The sequence below is a fragment of the Streptomyces zagrosensis genome, from assembly GCF_014203645.1.
In the GTDB taxonomy this organism is placed as follows: domain Bacteria; phylum Actinomycetota; class Actinomycetes; order Streptomycetales; family Streptomycetaceae; genus Streptomyces; species Streptomyces zagrosensis.
Window position 1 is genome coordinate 192,740 of record NZ_JACHJL010000002.1, and the last position, 19,926, is coordinate 212,665.

11 protein-coding genes are annotated in these 19,926 nt (G+C 71.1%); 10 read left to right on the forward strand and 1 reads right to left on the reverse strand.

Going from position 1 to position 19,926, the window contains the following annotated elements:
• Positions 1-26: 26 nt before the first annotated feature.
• The 10 genes from FHS42_RS04505 to FHS42_RS04550 all read left to right on the forward strand — a co-directional run bounded on the left by FHS42_RS04505 (position 27) and on the right by FHS42_RS04550 (position 19,033).
• A complete protein-coding gene (locus FHS42_RS04505; RefSeq protein ID WP_246494194.1) occupies positions 27-1,034 on the forward strand; it encodes a nucleotidyl cyclase domain-containing protein in 1,008 nt (335 codons plus the stop codon).
• Between the two features lie 5 nt (positions 1,035-1,039).
• Positions 1,040-3,640 carry a hypothetical protein gene (locus tag FHS42_RS04510; RefSeq protein ID WP_184569217.1) on the forward strand — a complete coding sequence of 867 codons (2,601 nt, stop codon included), beginning with the start codon at positions 1,040-1,042 and terminating at the stop codon, positions 3,638-3,640.
• Positions 3,641-3,805: 165 nt separating this feature from the next.
• The gene (locus tag FHS42_RS04515) at positions 3,806-4,870 is read left to right on the forward strand and encodes a hypothetical protein (RefSeq protein WP_184569218.1); all 1,065 of its coding nucleotides are present in this window, start codon (positions 3,806-3,808) and stop codon (positions 4,868-4,870) included.
• On the forward strand, positions 4,870-5,421 hold the full coding sequence (locus tag FHS42_RS04520) for a Pycsar system effector family protein (RefSeq protein WP_184569219.1): 552 nt from the start codon (positions 4,870-4,872) through the stop codon (positions 5,419-5,421). The genes FHS42_RS04515 and FHS42_RS04520 overlap by 1 nt, the downstream gene beginning before the upstream one ends.
• A 110-nt stretch (positions 5,422-5,531) precedes the next feature.
• A complete protein-coding gene (locus tag FHS42_RS04525; protein ID WP_312866720.1) occupies positions 5,532-7,826 on the forward strand; it encodes a VWA domain-containing protein in 2,295 nt (764 codons plus the stop codon).
• 198 nt (positions 7,827-8,024) lie between these two features.
• Positions 8,025-12,020: a tubulin-like doman-containing protein gene (locus FHS42_RS04530; RefSeq protein ID WP_184569221.1), complete on the forward strand. Its 3,996-nt coding sequence runs from the start codon at positions 8,025-8,027 to the stop codon at positions 12,018-12,020.
• Entirely contained in the window at positions 12,017-14,584 is a 2,568-nt protein-coding gene (locus FHS42_RS04535) for a hypothetical protein (protein WP_184569222.1), read from the forward strand. The genes FHS42_RS04530 and FHS42_RS04535 overlap by 4 nt, the downstream gene beginning before the upstream one ends.
• Positions 14,581-16,674 (forward strand): hypothetical protein, encoded by a 2,094-nt coding sequence (locus tag FHS42_RS04540; protein WP_312866721.1) that lies wholly within the window; start codon positions 14,581-14,583, stop codon positions 16,672-16,674. The genes FHS42_RS04535 and FHS42_RS04540 overlap by 4 nt, the downstream gene beginning before the upstream one ends.
• On the forward strand, positions 16,671-18,515 hold the full coding sequence (locus FHS42_RS04545) for a hypothetical protein (RefSeq protein ID WP_184569223.1): 1,845 nt from the start codon (positions 16,671-16,673) through the stop codon (positions 18,513-18,515). The genes FHS42_RS04540 and FHS42_RS04545 overlap by 4 nt, the downstream gene beginning before the upstream one ends.
• Positions 18,516-18,658: 143 nt before the next feature.
• Positions 18,659-19,033: a GvpU-like protein gene (locus tag FHS42_RS04550; RefSeq protein ID WP_184569224.1), complete on the forward strand. Its 375-nt coding sequence runs from the start codon at positions 18,659-18,661 to the stop codon at positions 19,031-19,033.
• Between the two features lie 183 nt (positions 19,034-19,216).
• On the opposite strand, the gene FHS42_RS04555 is transcribed toward FHS42_RS04550, so the two are convergent.
• Positions 19,217-19,561, reverse strand: coding sequence for an SCO5918 family protein (locus FHS42_RS04555; RefSeq protein ID WP_184569225.1), 345 nt, complete (start codon positions 19,559-19,561; stop codon positions 19,217-19,219).
• Positions 19,562-19,926: the final 365 nt, after the last annotated feature.

The following is a 19,926-nucleotide window of genomic DNA, read 5'->3' on the forward strand; positions in this document are numbered from 1 at the left end:
CGTGTGTAAACGGCTACAGACGGCCCTTGGTCCCGGGTCGGAAGCTGGAGCGGGACGACAAGCGAAGAGAACGGGGGCACGGGGTGGACCAGGTCGCGATGGACGTCGCCGAGGCACGCTACGAGTTGGTGATCAGCGTCGATGCGCGGCGTTCCGGCGAGTACGACGACGTGGACAAGTCACGTATGCGCGCTCAGATCTACCGGGTGCTAGAGGCGGCATTCGCCCACGCCAAGGTCGCGCGGGACGCCCTGCACCTGGAGGACCGCGGCGACGGCGTGTTGGTGTCGGTGGCCGGCCACATCGCGGTGACCCGACTCCTTGGGCTGTGGATGGTCGAGGTGCACGAGAACCTGCGGGGTGAGAACCGCGCCCTGCGCGTACCGCTGGGGCTGCGCGTTGGCATGCACGTCGGCCCGGTCCGGCATGACGAGCGGGGCATCGCCGGGCGCGCGGTGGATCTCGCCTGCCGGCTGGCGGACTCCTCCGTTGCCCGGCAGTTGCTGGACGCCGAGGGGGCCGACCTCGTCCTGGTGGTCTCGGATTCGCTGTACGCGGACGTCGTCAGCAGCGGCGGCAAGTTCATCGAGCCCGCGCACTACTCTTCAGCCCGGCTTCAGCTCAAGGAGGGCGAGGTCACCGCCTGGTTCCAGCTCCCCGGCCGGCCCCGCCCCACCATGCCCGTGATGACGCCGCCCATCGAGCGGACGCCGGTCGATTCGCCGCCGGCCGATTCGCCGCCGGCCGCCGACACATCGGCTGAGACGGGTACAACGCCCGCCCCCACGCCCCCGTCCACCGTCACGGACGGCAGCGCAGACGCCACCACGGACGCCGGCACGGACACCAGCACAGCCACGGACACCAGCACAGGCACCAGCACAGGCACAGACACAGGCGGCGACGACCAGGCCGGGGCATCGGGCGCCCAGTACACCGTGCACGGCGACATGTCTCAGCACCGGCACAACGTCTATCTACGGCCCGTGCACATCGGGCGGACCACCGGCGGCGCCGGGCCGCGGAAGGGTTGAGCCACATGGCTGAAGAACAGCAGGCAGCTGGCGCACCCGAGGCCGCGGCCCCGAAGGCGGCCGATGGCCCCTCCCCCGAGGCCGATCCCAAGGCCAAGGGCCGCGACAGGGACGGCAACAGGGATCGGGGCAAGGAGCGGGACCGCGAGCGCGACGGTAAGGGCCACGGGCCCGAGGGCGGGGCGGATGCCGATGGCGCCGCCGACAGCGAGGCAGCGGAGCAAGAGCGGGAACGGGAGCGTGCCGCGGGGCGGTTCAAGGAGCACACCCGTGATCCGCTCGCCGGGGAAGAGAGCGAGGACGGGCCCACCGATCTCGCCGCTGCTTCGCGGACTCGCCGTGCCACCCGGTTGTTGTTCGACACCGGCCGGGATTTGAACAGCTTCGACCGTTCGTACATCCAAAGCGCCCATATCGGCGACATTCATCTGCGGATGGATGCCCGCCAGTCCTCCGCGGGGATGCGTAGCGGGCCCGTGCCGGATGAAGAGTTACGCAGACTGCGCCGGGTTCACGTGGAGCCCGATGGGTATGTGCGGCTGCGCAACGCTCTCAGTGCCCGACGGCTGCTGGTCCTTGGGGCCGCACCCGGTACGGGACGTACCAGCACCGCGCTCTCCCTCCTCGACGAGGTCACCACCGGCGCGCTGGGTGGCGCGCAGCCCGAACCCGCGGCCGGCCCCCGGGTGTTGCGGGTCGATCCGGACGGTGGCGTACGGCAGTTGGCCGATTCGCTGGTCGGCGCGTCGAACGGCGAGGGCGCGGAGAATCGGCGCGCCACCGGGTATGTGCTGGAACTCTCCCTCACTCGGCCAGGCGCGCTGCCGCCGGACGCGATGGACCTGGACCGGTTGGCCGCCGCCCTGGATGAGCACGAGGGGTTCGCGGTGATCGTCGTAGCGGTCGGTTCGGCGGCGAATCCACTGCTGGCTGGCCGGTACGGCATGCTCTGCCCGCCTGCGCCCACCGAGGCGCTGCTCGCTACCCGGTTGCGCGAGCGGCTGGAGGACCATGTCGCCGCCGCCGCGTCCGACGCACCAGATGACGCCCCCCAGCTGGCGGACCTGCTCAACCGCGCAGAGGAGTTGGCGAGTCGGGGGGCGGTCAGCGAAGCGGTTGGTTTGAAGGACCTGCGTCCCACCGAGGCCGAGGTACTCGCGTCGCTGCTGGCCGGGCATCTGTTGGAGGACGTGTCCTACGAGGAGTTGCTGGCCGGTTGTCGCAGCCTGGCCGCGGGTCAGGCCCAGGAGTGGTTCGCCGGCGTGGATCGGGTGCTGGTTGCGCCCTCTTTCGAACCGGAGGGGAATACGGCCCGGCCGGGTACCGCGGCCCTGTTCCATCCGGTGGCGTTTCGCATCGCGCTGGCCGTACTCGGTGGAGCGTCGCATAGCGCTGTGGCCGCCGCCGCTCACCTGCTGACCTGGGAACTGTCCGTACAGAGCGACCCGGACAACACTCCGGCGCGCCCGTTGTTCTGTGATGACCCGGAGTCCGATTTGGCGCTGTCGCGTGCCGAACTCACCGATGGCCGGGTTGATGTGGCCGGCGCCGAGGTGGCCGCCCAACTGATCTGGTACCGGGGTTCCGCCCTGCCCGGCGCGGTGTTGACCGAGGTGTGGGATCGGCACTTCCCCGTGCGCGCGCCGGTCGTGCGCTGGCTGCGGCTGTTGGCGGACGACTTCCGTCCCCAGGTGTGGATGCGGGCCGCGGTGGCCGCCGGGGAGTTGTGCGTACGGGACTTCGATCACGGTTACGCGGAGCTGATCCGGCCGCTCGCGGAGGCGTCCACCCAACGCCGAAGGATCTTCGCGGCCACCACGATGGACCAGGCGGCGAGCTACGCCTCACACCGTCAGGCGGTGCGCAAGCTGGTCGGCGACTGGAGCAGGCACGGGACGAGGTCCTTGCGCTGGACCGCCGCGATGGCACTGGGGTACGGGAACTGCGCGGCCACGACCGACGACACCCTGGACGCCCTGGCCCGAATCGGGGTGCGCGACGACGGGGACCAGCTTGCGGTTGCCTCGTTCAACGTCGTACGGCTGCTGGCCCTTCCGGACAGCATGCGGGTGCTACGGCGGATGGCCAAGTGGACTCGGCACAAGCAAGAGGCGTATCAGGACCTGGGATTGGTAGCCACCGTTCGACTGGCCGTGACCGATGTGGACGAGGTGTTGGGCGACGAGCCCGGCTCCGCGCTCGGGGACCGCGGCGACTGGCCACTGCCCCTCGCCCTCGCGGCCACGCGGCCCGAACTCGTGGGCCCCCTGGCCGACTTGATGTGGACCGCGCTGAACACGCCGCGGTCCAGGGAAGTGGCCACGGACGCGCTGGAGACGTTGCTGCGCTCCGCCGTCCGCAAGAACGGCGCGGAGTGGACGCGGCCTGGCGTGGCAGCGCTGTTGCCCGCGCTGGCGGCCGAGGAGGCCGACCGACGCCGCCTCGACTGGCTGCTGCGCCGCATGATGAACGATCCGGAAGATCCGCTTCCGGACGCGCAGGCGCGCTCCTTGTGGTGGCTCGCCGTACCGCGCCAGGACCGGACGAATGAGCGGGACGAGCGGGATAAGCGGGATGAACGGAACGAGCGAGACGAGCGGGGCTGACGGAAGCAAGCAGGGCTTACGGAATCAAAGGGGCCAGCACGTGCCGGAGAGGCCAACAAGGCCACAGGGACCAGCAGGACCAGCAGGACCAGCGAGCGCAGTAGGACCAGTGAGCCCAGTAGCACCAGAGCAACCAGTGGGACCAGAAGGGTCAGGGGGAAAGACATGGATAGGGACGAGGGCGTGGCGGTGAACGAAGGCACGGTTGGTTCGGGGGCGCCGGCGGGCCCGTACCTGGGGGATTACACGCCGACCGGCCCCTTTCGGCTCACGAGCGCCCGGACGGCTTCGGTGCTGTTCTACCGGAACGGCGGCTACAGCGTGGCCACCGTCTCCGGCACCCAGCACTTCGACAAGCCGATGCTGGGTCGCCCGTACACCGTCTGCGAGATCGCGCTCGGCACCTTCGAGACGACGCTCCACATGGAGCTGCCGGCCGCGGGCGGCACAACGTTCTTCAAGGCCGAGGTGGACATTCACTGGAATGTCACCAACCCGCACCTGGTCGCCACCGAGGTCGTGACCGATATCGCCGGGCGACTCACCGCCCCGACGCTGGAGCGCCTACGTGAGGTATCCGCCGAGTTCCGGGTGAACGAGGCAGAGCAGGCCGACCGCGCCATCACCCGGCAGTGCGCCAGCGGGCGTTGGGACGATCTGGGGGCCGACCTTGGCCTGCGGGTCAGGTTGTACGTGCGGCTGCGCGTGGACGATCGAACGATCCAGCACATGGACGGCATCCGGGATGCGCGGGCATCGGCCGAGGTGACCCAGGTGCATCAGGGCATGTTCCGCACCATGTTGCAGGGCAACGAGCTGGACCGGCTCAGTTACATGCTGGCGGCCGACCCGGAGGCGGCGAAGGACTTCCTGGAGAAGGTCCGGCAGGAGGGCAGGCAGGACGAGAAGGAGCGCATCGATCGGCTCTTCGCCATGGTCGCCAGCGGTCAGATCCAGTCCAACGACGTGGAGGCGCAGGCGTTGAGTCTGCTCAACCAGGGCCGTCAGCACGTCCGGGGGCCCATCGGTCCGCTGCCGGCCCACCGGGAGCGCCCCCAACTGGAGCCGTCCGCGGACGAACCCTTCACTCCCGATTGGGTCGAGGACGAGCCGCCGCCACCCGCGCGGCGCCGGCCCTACCCGCCACCGGGCAAGGACGACACACCGCAGCCGCCGCGACGCCGAAGCCGCAGGCCGGACGACGGATGGGCGTGGGCGGAGGGGGACTAATGGCGGCGGACGGCGGAATCCGCACCTCTCCCGATCCGGTCAGGATCGTGCCGGACGGGGGTCAGCACGGCCTCGACCGGACGGGGGAGCGCATCGCCGAACGCCTGCTGAACACGGTCAGGGAGGATCTCGGCCGGGCCGACGCGAAGGCGGGCGTGCTGCTCTCCGGGGCGCTGGCGCTGCCCGCGTTCTTGATCGGGTGCCATGGCGCGCCCGACTGGTACGGGCCATCCGATGTGACGCTGCTGGTGGCGGGCGTGCTCTGGACGGTCGCTGTGGTCGCGTTGATCCGGGCCCTGATGCCGCGTACGGGCACGGTTCGCCGCCGGGACGCGGTGACGTTCTTCAACGATCTGTTGCCTCCCCTCGACCCCGTACGACTGTCCGCGAAGCTCGCCGAGGCCGGGCGTGATCCGGCCGGATGGCTGCTCATCCAGGCCGTGGACGTCAGCTCGATCCTGTCCGCCAAATACCGGGCCATCCGCTGGGGAACGGGGGCGTTGGCCCCTTCGGCGGCGCTGGCGCTGGTCTGGAGCCTGACCGCGCGCTGACCCGCGGCCGGCCCGCGCCGCCGAGGTGGCGCGCCACTACGCACACGACGCACTGATGACATGAGGGGACGGCCGTGGGAACAGTCAGGGGAAGACGGCGGACACGAAGGGTGTTGGCACGCCGCGTCGTGCTGTCCGTGCTGGGCGGCGCCGCGATACTGGCGTCCACGCTGGCACCCACCGACCCCGATCCGGTGCCGGCGGCGGCGTCCACGTCGGCGTTCTCAGCGGTCAACTACGCGATCGCCGTGGATGAGTCCGCGAGTTTGGCGCCCGAGGACATGAAGGCGGAGAAGGCCGCGGCTGCGCGGATCGCGCTGGGCGATGTGTCCTCGTCCTCGCATGTCACGGTCTTTGGTTTCGCCGCAGCCGAGTCCGACGATCAGCGTGCGGTGGACCCGGTGTGCCCGCGTACCACGCTGGACGCGGCGGGGCGGGAGTCGATCGGCGCGTGCGTGGACAAGCTGCGAAGCCGTAAGAAGGACGAGGGCACCGGAACGGACTTCCCGAGCGCGATACGGCAGGGCGTACACGACCTCAGCAGCGGCACCGATCCTTCGCAGCCCCGCGTGCTGTTCCTCCTCACCGATGGGGAGATGGACGTCACCGGCAGCCCCCAGTACGGGGACCCCGCGCACCGGGAGGCCGAGGGGGAGCGGCAGTTGGAGCGGGAACTGAAGAACGCCGCCGCCCAGGGTGTGCAGATTTGGCCGCTGGGTTTTGGGCCCGACCCGAACAAGGAGCAGCTGGACCGGATGGCCGCCGGCGGCTACCAAAAGGGCTGTGTCGCGCTGCCATCGGCCCGCCCGAAGGCCGACAAGGTGACCGGGGCGAAGGACGTCGGCGCGAAGCTGGAAAAGATCTTCGCCGCCGCCCACTGCCTGCGGTACGAGCAGGGCACGAGCAAGCGACCGCCCGCCACGTTGGAGATCGATATCTCGCCGCTGGCGACCGTGGGCAGCATCGTGGTGGACAAGAGCGACTCGAAGGTGACAGTCAGCTACCTGGACCCGACCGGCCACCAGGTCCCCACCACGGGCACGTACAAGAAGTCGAAGTTCGAGCTGGCGGGCGCAGGCCACACCGTGGAGGCACTGAAGATCACCGATCCGGTGCCCGGCACCTGGAAGGTGAAGGTCGAAGCACCCGAGGGGCACCGCTCGTTGCCGGTGGGCGTCAGCGTGCTGTGGCAAGGCGAGTTGCGGGGCTCCATCACCATGGACCCGCCGTCGCCGCAGGCGGGGCAGAAGGCCACGGTGACGATGCGGCTGCAAACGCGCGAGGGCTACGAGATCAAGGACCCGCGCGACTATGCGGGGCTACGGGTGCGCAGCGAGTTGACCGGGGATGGCTTCGCCCGACAGGCACTGCGCCTGACCGACGATGGGAAGGGGCCCGACCCGCAGCGCAGCGACGGCTCGTTCACCGGTTCCGTGCAGATCCCCAAGGGCGCCGATGGGGCGCTGAAGGTGAGCGGCACGCTGACGGCCTCGGGCCTGAGCGCTGACACCCGTAGCGAGAACGGCCTGGTCGCGCCGGACGTACTGCCCGTCACCACCGCACTTACCGGGCCCACGGCGGACGCTCACCCCGGCGCCACGGTCACCGGAAACCTGGCCGTCCACAACACCAGCAACACCCCGCACACCCTGCGGCTGTCCCTCAGTGACCTCCAGCCCGGGCTGCTCGCCATCACCCCGACCGAGCTCACGGTGCAGCCGGGCGAGTCCACGACCCACAAGGTGAGGTTCAAGGTCGCTCCGAAGAACGTGTTCGGCAGCCGCCTCGACGATGGGCTGCGGCTGGCCGGGACGGTCACGGTGGTGGACACCAGCGATGGCGACCGCACGCTGGTGCGGTCCCCGATCTCGGTGCCGGTGACGCCGGAGCCCGGGTTCTGGGACAGGTACTGGTGGGCGTTCGTGTCCGCCGCCGTGGTGCTCGTGGTGGCTGCCGTGGCCGTCGTCGCCTGGCTACGGCTACGTCGCAGCCGCCGGGACCCGTTCGGTCTGATGCTGCACCTGGTCACCGAGGAGGGGGAGGTCGTCAATGACCACCCGGCCGGACACGGCCACAAGCAGTGGTACGAGTTCGCCGTCGTCGAGCCCCACCGCAGCCCGCGCATCGAGCGGCGCAACCACGGCCCGTTCGCCATCCAGCGCAACCCCGAGGGCGGTGCGATCGTGCGCAAGCGCGGTGCGGGGCGGACCAAACTGCCCGCGGGTGGCGCTGTGTTGCTCACCGAGACGCTGAGTCTGTCGCTCGGCGATGAGACCCGCACCCCGAGGAACCGCCGCACCCGAAGCTCCCGGACCTCCCGGACCTCCCGAACCCGGGCCACCACGGCGACCACCCCCGTGACCGGTGAGGGCGAGAGCGCAGGCACCTACGAGTCGTACCGGTGACGCGTGGGGAGGAGCCGGCGCACCACCGCCGGCCCGCCCCGCGCGGCACCCTCACGCGCTGCCGCGCGCCTACGCGCCCCCACGCACGCGCACGCGCCGCGCCGCGCCACAAGGAATCCACGGACCCACGGACCCACCGAGCTACCGAGCTACCGAGGAACACCGGCCGCCGATCCGGCCGGCAACGGGGAGGAACCCATGAAAATCTTCCAGCCGATGCTCTTCGTCGGCCTGGGCGGCACCGGCGGCCTGGTCGGCTCCGAGCTGGAACGCAAGCTGCGCGCCGAGCTGTGCGGCCCGGACGGAGTCGCCCTCAGCAACCGGTTGAGCGGCCACGCCCCCTACCAGCTGCCCGACTGTCTCCAGTTCGTGTACGCGGACTACAGCGAGTCCGACCTGCAACGACTGCCGCAGTTCAACGTGGACCCCTCGCTACGCGCCGCGTACGCCCGCACCTCACGAGCCACCCACAACCTGCTGCCGAACTTCGACAGTTCGCCCGAGGTGACCAAGATGCTTCGGGCGAGCCTGCGCGAGGAGGTGGCCGACTGGCTGCCGCCGCGCATGGACGAGCCCAAGGTCACCCCGCTGCACAACGGTGCGGGCCAGTTGCCCACGGTCGGGCGCGCCGCCCTGTTCGCCACCCTGCGGCACAGCCTCGCGCCGGTCCTTGAGCCACTGCTCCAGGCCATCGACGCGATCGCCAAGTCGGCCGGTGAGCTGAGCGAACTCGGTGGCGGCAAGGTCAACGGGTGCGATGTGTTCGTCGCCTTCTCGGTGGCTGGCGGCACCGGCGCCGGAATCTTCATGGACTACCTCCATCTGATCAACTACGCCTTCCAACTGCGCCGTTTCGACGGGGTGAAGATCTACCCGCTGGTCGTCATGCCCTCCTCGTTCCCCTCGGCAGCCGGCGGCGGGCGCGAGGCGGACCTCAACGCGGCCCGCGCACTGGTCGATCTGTTCCGGATGGTGGACGGGCAAAACGCGCCGACGGAAGGCGCGGAGATCGGCGACCTCGACCATGACGCCGGACTCGGCATCCGCTACCCGGGCACGACGACGATCCGGCTGCGGACCGGCATCTTGCCCACGGCGTTCCTGTTCAGCCCGACCGCGGGCATTCGCCAAGACGACCTGCGCCGCTCCATCGTCTCCCTGGTGATGTCGCTGGTCGGCACCGAACTGGGTGACGGCCCATCCCGGGGCCGGACCATGGCGGCGGACGACGACTTCCAAACGTTCGCCGCCAGCTTCATCAACCGCGGGGTGCACCGCAGCGCCATGTCCCCCACCGGCATCGGCCGCCAGGGCGTGTCTACCAGCCTGGTGGCCTCGATGACCGCGCCGATGGACCAGCTCGCCGACCTGGTGGCCGGCCGGCTACTGCGGGAGGCGGTCACCGACCTCGCGGCGCAGCCGCGTACCGCGCTGCGGGACGACTCAGTACCGCTGGTACGCCAGTTGTTCGCCGACTCGCAACTCGAAGAGCTGTGGGAGCGCAAGCAGTTGCCCGTGCCCGAACCCGATCCGTTGCCGCGCGGCAGCCGGGCCATCGAGCAGGCGCTGGGCGAGCGGATCTCGGACATGCAGCGACTCCTGTCCGACCTCCAGTCCATCGCCGACCGCCAATGCGCCTCGATGGCCGAGCGGTTCGCCCCGCGCCCCGCCATCGACAAGCTCCTCCAGACCGTGGACCCCTTCCTCGCCGAACGCGTCGTCAAGGGCATCCCGAAGAGCGACGAACCCATCGCCCAACTGGGCTTCCTCGGCATGCTGAGCAGCCGCTCCGTCACTCCGCCGCGCCCGCCGGGGATGTCCGAACAGCCGCCAAAGGCCCCGCGGATCAGAGGCCGGCTGGCCGGCATGTCGCCGGCCCGCTGGGGCGACGCCGACGTACAGGCAGCCCTCCAAGAGCAAGACGCGTGGTACCGGTGGCGCAGCCGCGCCGTGTGGCACGAGGCGTGGCGCGACCAGCAGCAGCGTTGGCAGCCGCAGGCGGAATCGGCCGGCACCGACCTCGCCCGGCTGGTGAACGCCTTCCTCAAACACTCCGAGCGAGAGCGCAAGATCTCCGCGCAAAAGGGCCTTGAACTGTACGAGGACCGCACCGGCATCTCGTATCTGCTGCCGCCGCAGCGCACCCTCAACCACTTCTACGAGGACCTGGTCACCCGACTGATCCGCCGAGAGGGGCTGCGCGAGAACGACGACGAGGCCACGCTGCTGTTGAAGCTGGTTGATGGGGACACCTGGCGCTCGGTGCACTCCATCAGCCGGCGCAACCCGGACAACGCGGTGGCGGTCGTCAAGGCCCAGTTGGAGGGGCGCATCACACGGCTGTTCGCGGAGAGCGGCGAACGGCTTGAGGAGCGCCCGCTGCTGCCGTCCATGGGCACCTTGCTGGCCGCCGCCGCGGGGGATGCGGACGCCACCGACCAGGTCAGCAAGGAAGCCCTTGACCTGTTCGGCCGCAAACTCACCGGGCTGCTGCCGGTGGGCTTCACCCCGGAGGGCACCGGCCCGCTACGCGCCCTGGTGACGCATCCGCGGGTGCAGGCCATCGAAGAGGTGCAGGAGTACCTCGGCAAGGCGCTTCGGCTGCCGTCCGACGCCAAGAACTCCGTGGAGTACCGGGGCGTGGAAAGCGACTCCATCACCGTGGTCCTCTTCCGCAGCGAAATGAGCCTCACCCAGGTGCCCGAGGCCCGCAAGGTGCTGCGCCAGTGGGCCAGGGCCAAGGAGTCCGAGCAGGCCCAGGACGTACTGCGCTGGCGTCAGCGGCTCGGCTTCCGCGATAGCTGGATGGTGAGCAGCGAGGAGGACCGCCGCGTCATTTTGCACCGACTGCTGTGCTGCCTGTGGAACGGCCAGGTGGACGTGGTGGACGGGGACGTGTCGTCGCCGGGCCGGGTGCGGCTGCGGCTGTTCCCCGAGACGGGCGATCAGGTGCCCGGCGTCCGGCTGCGCCTTGGCGACTTCCCTGGCGGCGTGTCGAGTTGGGCGGAGTTGCTGCGCTCGTACGAACGCTGGACCGTCCTGGATGACGAGCGGATCGTCGAGGACTACTGCCGCAAGTTGATGAACACCCAGCCGTTGGGCCTGGCCAGGAGTGGCAGCGCACCACACCCGTACTTCGTCGAGCTGATCGACAAGATCGCCCCGCGTCAGCTTGAACTCCTTGAGGACCGCCGGGAGCAGGGCGGCGAGCGGGTCGAGGGGTGGGTGCGACCGCTGTGGGAGTTTTGGGCGGAGACCCTGCCGGCCGCCTTGGACACCGAGTTCGCAGACCAGCGCGCCATCCAACCGACCCTACGCACCCTTCTTGAGCACGTGCGCGGCGGAACGCCGAAGCCATGTACGCGCGAGGAGCCTGCCAAACCCCGGCGCCCCGCCCCCGTGGACGACGACTGGGGCACCGCACCGCGGTCCGCCGCCCCCGACCCGTACCCGGCTGACGCCGACGACCGCCCACGGCAGGCGCCGCCGGCGAACGACCGCGACGAGGCGTACGGCAGCGCGTACGGCGCGTACGGCACACCTGACGACATGCTCGCTGACGGCCGTGGCGCCGAGCGCGAGCACCGCACCGAGCGCACCGACCGGGCCGAGCGCACCAGCAGGGGCGGATACGACAGAGACCAGAGGGACGGCTGGGACGAGAGGGACGATCGGAGTGGCAGGGGTGTCGGTGACCGCTGGGGCGAGCCGACGCCGCGCGCCTCCAGCAGCGACGCCCGTGACGCTCGGGGCCCCCGGGATACCCGTGACGCTCGGGATGCCCACGGCACCTGGGACACCCGGGACACCCGGGATGCCCACGGCACCTGGGACACCCGGGACACCCGGGATGCCCGTGACGCGCGGGGCACCCGTGACCCCCGCGCCGACCGCAATGACCGTGGTCTTCGAGAGCCCCACGAGCCGCCCGACCCCCGCGAGCCCCGCGACCATCGCGCCGACCGCACCAATCCCACTGACCGCACTAGCCCCGCCGACCGCGACGAGGTCTACGACACCACCTCGCGGCGGTCCGCCACCGACCGCGTCAACGGGAACCTCGCCGGCAGCGACCGGCCCTGGGCGCCGTGGGACGACTCCGGCGACCCCCGACCACCCGGCGGGGCCGACGACAGCGACGCCACTGGACGGGACCGTTCGCGCCGCAACCCCTGGGACGGTGATGCGGAGTGATCTCGCACGAGGACATCGGCGCCGTCATCCATCTCGACCTGCGCGCCGGGGCCGCGGAACTCGACACCGCCCCGGCCCTGCGCGCCAAGGTCGCCCGGCAGCTCGGCCTGGCCGGCTATCCCGAGCCCGACCACCCGCTGTTCTTGGTGGTGGACACCCCGGCCGGGCTGACCGACCACCAGTGGCAGTACGAACTGCTCACCACCTACCGGGCCGTGGGCGAGATCCGGCTCCTGATCTTGCTGGTGGGCAGCGCACCCGGCTCGTACGGCGATGAGGACGAGACGTACGAGGCGGACCGCCGGCTGCTGCGGCCCGCGCTGCTGCGGTCATCGGGCACCGCCCTGGTGTGGGCGGGCGATCTGCGTTCCGCCCGCACGGCACTGGAGCAGCCCGCCCCCGACGATCCGGATGCGCTGGCGGTCCTGGTGGACCTGCTGTCGGTCCCGGACGTCTTCCTTCGGGTGCTCGATGACGTCGCATCGCTACCGGACGCCATCGCCGCGCCCGGAGTGCGGCTGCTGGAACAGGACCTGCCGCCAGAAGTACGTGACCGGGCCTGGCGCGATGCGCTCACTCGGTTCGCGGGCACGGACGCGGAGCACACACCGGACCTGCCGCCGGCCACCTGGTCCGGCGCCGACCTGCCGGAGCCACTGCGCGCCCTGGTGGCGGGCCGCGGCGGGCGCTCCCAGCGCCACCGGGAGCCGGGCGGAGTGGCCGACGGCGCGTACCGGGCCTGTGCGGACGCCCTGGCCGACGCCGAGGACGCGCTGGTCGAACTCCAGGCGCTTCCGGGCCTGTTGCGCCCTTCCCGCAGGGATACCTTCGAGGCGGATCTCGACCAGGCGCACCGCGCGCTCAGCGGCTACCGGGACGTCGTGGACACGGCCCTGCGCAGCGGCGGCTCCGGCACGCCCGCGTCCGCGGCCGAGGCGGCGAGCCGGCTGGCGACGCTCGGCCTGCACGTGCCACCGGCCGGAGGCGTGGGCGAGCGGATAGGCGAGGGCCTACGGGAGTTCGCCGAAAAGCTGCTTGGGCAAGGGTTCGCCCTTCGCGCGGTGGCCCAGCGCTTCACCGGGCTTGCCGGGCGCGTCGAGCCGGTGCCGGGCTCGGCTCTGCTGCCCAAGCTGGCCGCGCACGACGCCACCACGGGGGCCCGGGGATCTGCGCTGGGGCGCGGCCCGGTGCCCGCCGCTGCGGCCGGCCCGCCGATCGCCGCCACAGCGGGGCTGCTCAGCGCGCTGTGGCAGGGGCCCATCGCGGCCCTGGCGATCGCCGTGCCGCTGGTGTTCATCGGCGTGGCCCTGCTCGGCGCGGCCCGGCTGCGGGGCTCCAAACCCGCACGCCGCTGGGCCCTGGGTCCGCAGGTCGCCGCGTGCGGCGGCGCCGTGGCCGGGCTGGTGGTGGCGTACGCGACCGATCCCCCGCTGTGGCTGAGCGCCGCCGGGCTGCTGGTGGGCCTTGGCGCCGCGGTGGAGACGGCGCGGCGGACCTGGCAGGCAGTGGCCGACCTGTGGGCCGCCAGCCACGGGATCGCCACGCTTCATCGCGCCCTGGAGGGCCTAGACGCCCTGCTGGCCGAGGCGGTCCGCGAGCACTGGGCCGCCGATGAGCGCCTGTACTGCGCCGACGCCGCCCGATCCGTCGCCGGCATGCTGCGTGCGACGGCCGCCGCAGCGGACGCCGAGGCCGTGCCCGAGCCGGCAGCGCCCACGGCCGCCACCGCGGGCGGCACCGACCCGCTCGCCGCGGACGACTGGCTCTCCAGCGCCTCCGCCCTGGAGACGGGCGCCTTCGCGACGGCCGACGACACGGACAGCGACTGGGCGAACGCGTACGCCTGGCAAGACGAGCCCACGTGGGACGAGCCCGCCGCACAAGGCAGCCCCGCCGGCACCGCCAGCCCAGTTGACCCCTGGGCCCCGCCCACCGTGCGGGTTCCGCGCTGGCTGGAGCGGGAGAGCGGCGAGGGCGGTCCCGAGCTCGTCACCACGCTGGCCGGCGATCTGACGGACGCCGCCCTGGTGGCGATGGCGCCCTACTGGGGTGCCGTCGAACGCGGCCAGGCCGGCGCCCTCGCCGTCCAGCGCACCGAGGAACGGGTCCGCGACCTCCTGTCAACGGCCCGCCGTCACCTCCAACGCGGCGGGGTGCTGGCCCCGCCCCCGTTCGCCGCCCGCCACCGCACCCGCACCACATCGGCGAACCTCCTGGGCACCGACCCGCACCGGGTGGCCGAACTGGTCGGCGCGGAGGCCGAACGGCAGGCCGTGGTGCAGCTGTCCTCACCCGAGCAGGGCACGCTGCTCAGCCGCGACCCGGCAGCGGCGGTGTGGCTCAGGTTCGCCCCGAAAGCCGTGCGCGGCGAGGTGGAGCACGCCTGGCGCACGAGCGGTTCGGCCCAACCGGAGGAAGCGCTGTGGACCGCGTCGGGGCGCTACGCGGGGCTGCTGCGCCTGACCCCGCTGCGCACGGGCGTGGTGGACACCGTGCGGCCCCGCCAAAACCCCACGTCCGACCGCGTGGATGCGTACGAACGAAGGGACGGCGACCGCTGGTGACCAGCACCTCACGCTCCAACCGGGTGGAGCCGGAGGCGGCGCGGCAGGCCACGCTGGCCTTCGCCACCCCAGCGGGGCGCCGGCGCGCCGCCCCGGTCCGCTTCGGCCGCGAATCCCGCCGCGATCCGCTGCTGCCCCAGCGGGTCCGTAACGGCCTCCTGGACGACGAGGGGCAGCAGTGTGTCCAGGTACGCCTGAGCGCCGCCGACGCGGCCAACCCGGCGGCCCGCGCCCTGCTGGACGCGGAGGCGGGCACCGCCCTGCGCCTGCACCGCACGCTCGCCGAAACGGAGCACGCGGCGCTGTTCCCGCGGATCATCGGCTACGAGCTGGACACGACCGAGCCGTACTTGCTGTACGCGGCGCCGCGCGGCACCGCCGCCGTACGCACCCATGTGATGTCCGCGACCGATCAGCGCGTCTTCGCCCGTGATCTGATGCTGGCGCTGTGCCTGTTGGACGAACAAGGTCTCGTGTTACGCGGCATCTCGCCCACCACCGTGCTCTGGGACGGCACCTCCATCCAGCTCTGGGGCCTGGAGGGGGTCTCCCGCACCGGCCGCCCCAGAACCCCGTGGGGCAGGCCGCCGTACTGCTCGCCCGAACAACGCAGGGGTGAGGGCGCCGTGGACGCCCGGGACGCGGTGTGGAGCGCGGCCCAGGTGCTCTACCAACTCGTGACCGGCCGGCCGGGGCCCGCCGACCGGGCGCCCACCGACCTCGCCGAGCACCGAGTGCTGGCCGAGACGCTGCGCGGGGCCTTCGCCCCGCTTGCTGCCGACCGCCCGACCCCCGCCCACCTGCTCGACCTGCTGTCCCCGGGCGCCGCCCGGCGCAGCACGCTCAACCCGCCCGCCGACGAGACCCGCCCACACCAGGAGGCGTTCCACCACGCGCTACGCCTCAAGCGGAAGGCGCCCGCCGCCACCCCCGAGCCCGAGCACAGCGGCGGCGAAGTGCTCTGCCCGTACTGCCTGGAGACCATTCAGCTCGACCTCACAGCGCTGTACGTCACCGACAACAAGATGCAGTACCAGCAGCTGCACATCGCCGGCATCGGCAACCCCGTCCGACGCCAGGACATCATGCGCAGCGCCGTCCAAAAGTGCACGGCGGACCCGGACTTCCCCGAGCATTTCATCCCGGTGCCCTACCTCACCTACGGCCGGCCGCTGACGATCGCGATGGTCGGCCAGTCCTCCACCGGCAAAAGCCACTTGCTGACCCAGATGATCGCGGAGATCACCGATGGCGGCCTGGAACCGTTCGGAGTGAAGTGGCAGTCCGTGAACCCCGAACAGCACGCGCGGTTCGTACGCGAACGAGTACAGCCGCTGCGTAACGGCAAGGTCCTCGACCACACCGGCGGCCTCGGCCTGGACGGCTTCGCCCGCTTCGTGGAATCCCTCCTGCTCACCGACGCCTCCGGGCAGGTACGCCCCGTCGCCTTCTTCGATCTGGGCGGTGAGGACCTGGTACGCACCGATGCGGCGCTCCGCTTCCTCCTCGGAGTCGACGCCATGATCTTCGTGGTGGACCCGGCTTTGGCGCTCCCGCTGCCCCACTTGGATCACGCCAGAAAACGCTGGAATCTTGAGGTCAACCGGGACGGTGACCTCGCCTTCGGCACCGTCTTGGACCGGCTGCCGAAGAACGGCCCCTACCTCGACGTCGCCGCCGCTGTGGTGCTTGGCAAGGCCGATCTCCTACGGTTCCAGCCGCCCATCGACCGATGGCTGGACGAGACGCCGCGCACCTCGCTCGACCCCGAGCTCGCACGCGAGGAGAGCCGCGACGTCTACACGCTGCTGCGCCACCACGCCGGCCAGGCGTGGCTCCGCCCCTTCGACGCCATCCGCCGCTGCACCCTGCACATCGCATCGGCCACCGGCGGCCAGGAGGTGCACGGGCGCTACCCGGCCGGGGCGGGGCCGCGGCGCGTGCTGGAGCCGCTGATTTCACTCCTGGCGATGCAGGGGCTCATCGAGGTGCCGGGCGGCGCCGATGCGTACGCCGTAGGAGCAGCACCGGGCAGCCACGCGGCGCGGCGACCGGCAGCCGAAGGATCAGTGCGAAGGGAAGCACAGTGAGCGACTTCCAGGAACGCCCGGCCCACCGGACGCCGAGCGGAAGCGATACCGCACATCAGGCAGACCACGAGGCCCACGGGGCCCACGTGGACCAGGTCTTCCTTCGGTGGGACGGCAACCAGGGCCGCCAAGGCACCGGCATGAAGGCCGTAGCCCACTCCTGCCACCCCGAGCGCGCCGCGGAACTGGGCCGGGAACTGGGCCCGTTGCTCTGGGTTTCCGGCACGACGAGCCCTCGGCGCAGCGTCGTACGCACCATGTCCCGCGACGGGCACGTCATGCTCATCCAACGCTGGCCCACCACCGACCCGAGCGGCCGGCCCAGCACGGTCAGCCACGTCCTGATCGGCGAGCCAGGGAGCTTGAAGACCCGCCAGTGCATCGGCCTGGCACACGGCGGCTGGAGCAAGCGGGAGTACGCCGAGACGGTCACCGGGGAACTACCTCCGCTGGAGTGCGCCACACTCGCCGCGTTGGCCCGCGAGCGGCTGAATGGCATGTCGGCTGCGCTCCCGATGGTGCGCAAGGCGCTGACCTTGGTCACCGCGGAATGGCTGCGCGACCCGACGCAGCGCGTTTCCCTGCTCGCGGATGGAGCGGTGCTACCCCACTGGCCCGAGCGGGACGCGGTGCCGCTGGTGTATCTGGGCCTGTTCATGCTCTTCGGCAGCTGGTTCCGCCAGGAGTGGACGTTCGCCACCTACGACACGGTGGACACCCACCAGCTCCGTCTGATGTGCGTCCCGCGCTGGGAGCCGGACACGGGCGGGACCGGCCCACTGGCCCGCGTCATGGGCCGCCCGCCGGCCCACTCCGAGTTCGAGCAGGGCGCCGCCGCCCGGCTGGTGGAATACCTCCTGACCCACCCGACCGAGGTCGCAGGACTGCCCCAACTGGTCAAGGAACTCCAAGACGGTACGGAGCTGAGCTGGGCGCAGCGAAGCGCACGGCTCCGTAAGATCTTGGCCCCGACCCGCGCACCCAGCGCCCGCACCACCCCCGCGGCCCCCTCCCCCACGCCCCCAGCCGCACCACACGCCCCCACCCCGGCCGCGCCCGCGCCCGCCGCATGGCAAGCGGCGCCCGGCGCCGGCCAGCAGGCCCTCACCCACGAGGCGCCCGGACTCCACGCAGCCCTGCGAGATCGCAAACACGGAAACCCCATGCAACGCGGCCTACTGCGCGAACATCTGCGAGAGCAGCTACGCACCGTGTCCGACGAGGTACTCCTCCACGAGATGCACCTGGGCGAGTTGCCGAGACCTTCCCTGGAACTGCTGCTGGACGAGTTGGGCAGGGCCCCACGCGTCCAGGCCCGTCAGCCGGCCACGCAGCACAAGCTGTGCACGGTGGTGCTGAGCAACGACCTGTACATCGAGCCGAACGGCCTTGGCGGTGAGCCCGTCTCGCGAACGGACCAGGTCCATCGGGCGGCCGACCTCTTCACTTGGGCCGTTGCCCCGCTGGCTCGGGACGAGCGCTATCTGCCCGATCTACGGGAGTTGCTGTACCGGATGTTTCGGGACCGCCCGACCGCCGAAAGCTGGCTCCGGGTGAGCATCATCGCCCCGCACAGCGGCGTGGCTCCCGACCTGCCGCCCACCCTGTGGCAACAGATCCTGCGGGACATGCTCCAACCGAGCCAGGTGCCGCCCGCGGCTGCCCACACGTCCTTCGCCGGCTCGGTGCCCGCCTCGGCTCCGGAGCTCGCCGTCGATGCGTCCGCGCCAAATTCGCTCGCGGACCGGTTCTCCGACCTGCTGACCAGCCCGGGCTGCGTGGTGGCGGCCGGCGCGGGTCTGATCTCCGTGCTCATCGCCATCCTGGTGATCCTCGTGTGACGAGCGGCGGGGCACCCGGTGCAGCCGGCACCACCCAGCACCATCCCGCGCCTTCGCGTCCCGCACGGACACAGCACGCAACGGAGCAACAGCGGCGCGAAAGTTGACCCTTGACCGGTGCCCGCCCGGTAGCATCGCTATCCATGTCGAAGCCTGATGATCTGCTCGTCGATATCGCCACCGCGGTGGAGTCAGAGCACACCAATCAGATGTCTCTCACCGTGGTAGTCCCCGGCGCCGTCATCACTGGACGGCTGGCACCGGAAGCCGTCTGGCGAGAGCGAGTGGCCGAGGTCCTCAAGGACTCGAACCAACTGGGCGCCTTCGCCCCCATCTTCACAGGGGAGGGAGCGGATCGCCGCGCCCAGCGAGGCAAGGTTCCCTCACACTTGCATTTCCACGTCGCGAGGATTCTCCAGGGCAGCCTGGGCATTCCCGAAACCGGTGGAATGTACCGCATTGCCATCAAGGACGTCAGTGCCTGGACGGTAGGAGACTTCAGCTACTCCGACCGCTGACCCAGCGCCCGTCATCACACTCATTGCCACACCCGTCGCCTACCGCTGACCGCACAGCCGCCGCCCGCCGCCCCTGGGCGGGCGGCTGGCCTTGCCGCAAGGGCCCCGACCGGGGCCCAGGGGCTGGCCACAGGTCGAAGACATGAAGCGAAAGACAGAGCGCACCGGCTCGGCCGGGGCTGCTCAGCTTTGGGTGGCCTCTGGCCCACCGGCGTCGGTCACCGCGGGGGTGGCCTCCCCGAGCATCGCCGACGCAGCCTCGACCGGGCTGAGGTCAACGGGAGCAGCGGGGGCGGGGACGGAGCGGCAGGTGAAGCCGAGACGGGTAAGCGCCCTGGTCACCTCGCCGGCGGAAAAGTCACGACGGTCCTGCCTGGTGATCGCTTCCCCCACCTGCTTGACGGGGTAGTGCCGGCGACCGACGATCACGGACTCACCCGTGATGGGCTCGGGCTTGACGCCCTTCATCGCTTGCTCGACGTCGTTCTTTTCCAGGTTGAACGGGAAACGGGCGATGACGCAACGCATAGTGCCTCAAGGGGTTTCGGGAGCCGTACGTACAGTGCCGGCCCGAGTCGGATCAGCGGGACAGAACAGGGACTCCCAGGGCATAACCCTCGTCGTCAACCACGGGGGGAGCGGGGAGCGTGCTGCGTGCGGTCGCGCAAGGCACGTGCCGCGTCGTACTGAGGCGTTTCAGAGGAACGCATCGCAAGAAGACGTTCCGGAGCGGGTGAGCGGTGTGCAAGTGGTGGCCAGGCCCCACAGGCGGGTGAAGTCAGTGAACCACGAATTGCTGCGGCGGTGGGTGAACTGACTTCGGTCACCTGGGCCGCATATCGGCCGCTCCGTCGCATCTGAGCAGGTGTCCGGCTCGGGCGCAGCGTGGCGCA